The 2,845-nt window shown below is 57.3% G+C and carries 1 tRNA gene and 2 rRNA genes; all 3 read right to left on the bottom strand.

Annotated features, from left to right (window positions below):
- Positions 1-877, bottom strand: a 23S ribosomal RNA gene (locus tag EKH81_RS19510); the annotation flags it as partial.
- A 212-nt stretch (positions 878-1,089) separates the two neighbouring features.
- A tRNA-Ala gene (locus EKH81_RS19200) sits at positions 1,090-1,161 on the bottom strand.
- A 148-nt stretch (positions 1,162-1,309) separates the two neighbouring features.
- Positions 1,310-2,781 (bottom strand): 16S ribosomal RNA (locus tag EKH81_RS19205).
- Positions 2,782-2,845 lie beyond the last annotated feature (64 nt).

Consider the following 2,845-nt stretch of genomic DNA (forward strand, 5'->3'; position numbering starts at 1 on the left):
TTTCACCCCTATACGTAGGTCACGAGAGGGTATTGTAGGACACCAACTCTAGCAGGCCTCCACGTGGCTTTCGCCACGCTTCGCCTTGCCCACGCATAGATCATCTGGTTTCGGGTCGTATCCGTTCGACTCCCCGCGCTTGAACACGGCGGCCCTCGCCTAACGGCTGCGGCCATGTTGGTTTCCCTGTGCCTTCCCCGATGCTCGGGTTAGACTCGCCGGACAGATACACTCCTTGGTTCGTTTTTCAAAACGTACGACGCGACATCGGCTTCCTCCGAGTCCTACTACGCGTTTGCACGCGATTCGTTTATCGGAGGACCTTGTATGCCTCGTCGTTCTATCACCACCTGATTTCAGGCCCTGTTGCACCTCCCTTTGTGGGGTGCTTTTCAGCGTTCGCTCACGCTACTTGTTCGCTATCGGTCTCGAGGTGTGTTTAGTCTTGGTCATCGATGCTGACCGTGTTCACGAGGAATTTCCAATCCCCGTTACTCTGGAGCTGACGCCCATCGTACTGTGTCATGTTACGGGGTTGTCACCCTGTATCACACTCCGTTCCAGGAGATTTCACATGACAGGTCGGATGTTGAGAGTCAGTCCGGACACCACATTGCCCGTGAGGGCTTCGGTTTGGACTGGGTCGCGTTCACTCGCAGTTACTGACGACATCCCGTTCGGTTTCTTTTCCTGTCGGTACTAAGATGTTTCAATTCCCGACGTTCCCTATTGCGCAAAGCAATTGTAGAGGGATTCCCATTAGGAAATCCTATGTTCTTCGCCTCCGTGCGGCTCCCATAGGCTTATCGCAGCTTGGCACGTCCGTCTTCGGCACTCGAGCCGAGCCATCCACCAGGCGGTACAGTAGCCACGTTGTTGTGGATAATGTCACTGTGACCCGGGTAAACGGATCCAGTGGACGCCTGGATTGCACGTACATACGGTCGTCATCGCCACGTCCCGGTGGTAAGGGGAGCGTGCGTCGAACCCTTCCTACACGCGCTTTCACGGTGTAGTGCATCGGTCTTCGGACCTGAACGTTACCCCGTCTCCCACTTAAGGGACACGGTTCACGCCCACGTCCGGATATGGACCCACTGGGATTCGAACCCAGGGCATCCTCCTTGCAAAGGAGGCACTCTACCACTGAGCTATGGGCCCACCTCCCCGGACGGGGAGGAATTTCGTTAACCCTGGCAGTTCGAAGGTGCCCGACCACCGAAGTGGTCGAGGTCGTCGAGGAAACCTCTTGGTGTCCGTCAGAGACGGACGGTGGTGGGCCACCCTGGTGTGGGTGGTCCCGTACGTTAGGAGGTGATCCAGCCGCAGATTCCCCTACGGCTACCTTGTTACGACTTAAGCCCCCTTGCGAAGCCCAGATTCGACCACCGTGTGGTGGCCTCATCCGGACCTCACTCGGGTGCTTTGACGGGCGGTGTGTGCAAGGAGCAGGGACGTATTCACCGCGCTCTTCTGAAGCGCGATTACTACCGAATCCAGCTTCATGAGGGCGAATTTCAGCCCTCAATCCGAACTACGACCGAGTTTAGGAGATTAGCGCCTCCTCTCGGAGTGGCTTCCCACTGTCTCGGCCATTGTAGCCCGCGTGTAGCCCAGCTCATTCGGGGCATACTGACCTACCGTTGCCCGTTCCTTCCTCCGCTTTGGCAGCGGCAGTCTCCCTAATGTACCCAGCTACCACAAGGGTACTGCTGGCAATTAGGGATGCGGGTCTCGCTCGTTGCCTGACTTAACAGGACGCCTCACGGTACGAGCTGACGGCGGCCATGCACCTCCTCTCAGTAGGTCTGGTAAGCTCATCACACTGACCATCACTCCTACTGTCGGAGCTGGTGAGATGTCCGGCGTTGAGTCCAATTAAACCGCAGGCTCCTCCGGTTGTAGTGCTCCCCCGCCAATTCCTTTAAGTTTCATCCTTGCGGACGTACTTCCCAGGCGGCTCGCTTCTCGGCTTCCCTACGGCACAGCACAGGCTCGTAGCCTGTGCCACACCTAGCGAGCATTGTTTACAGCTAGGACTACCCGGGTATCTAATCCGGTTCGTGACCCTAGCTTTCGTCCCTCACCGTCGGGTCCGTTTTTCTGAGGCGCTTTCGCCACCGGTGGTCCGTCCAGGATTACGGGATTTCACTCCTACCCCGGACGTACCCCTCAGATCTTCCGGCCCCAAGCCAGCTGGTTTCCGCCGGACGCCCACGCGTTGAGCGCGTGGATTTCCCGACGGACCTGTCTGGCCGGCTACGGACGCTTTAGGCCCAATAATAGCGGCCATCACTTGAGCTGCCGGTATTACCGCGGCGGCTGGCACCGGTCTTGCCCAGCTCTTATTCGTGCACCACCTTACGGTGCAGAAAAGCGAGGACTATATGCCCTCGCACTCGGAGTTCCCTTATCGCACTGTCGTGCAGTGTAAAGTTTTCGCGCCTGCTGCGCCCCGTAGGGCCCGGATTCTTGTCTCAGAATCCGTCTCCGGGCTCTTGCTCTCACAACCCGTACCGATTATTGGCACGGTGGGCCGTTACCCCACCGTCTACCTAATCGGCCGCAGCCACACCCTATGGCGCCTGAGCGTTTCCAGCTTCTTTCATTCCAGAGTGGAAGCCTTATTCGAGATTAGCCTCAGTTTCCCGAGGTTGTCTCGATCCATAGGATAGTTTGGCCACGTGTTACTGAGCTTTCCGCCACGAGTCTGAACTCGTGCGACTAGCATGGCTAAATCGAACTCCGATAGCAATGGCCTCCGGCAGGATCAACCGGAATGGTTGCCGAGCACAATGGCTCGGTGGGTTTCTGGCGGAGACACATATATCGTGTCTATCTTCTA

The organism is Halorussus amylolyticus (genome assembly GCF_004143485.2).
In the GTDB taxonomy this organism is placed as follows: Archaea; Halobacteriota; Halobacteria; order Halobacteriales; family Haladaptataceae; genus Halorussus; species Halorussus amylolyticus.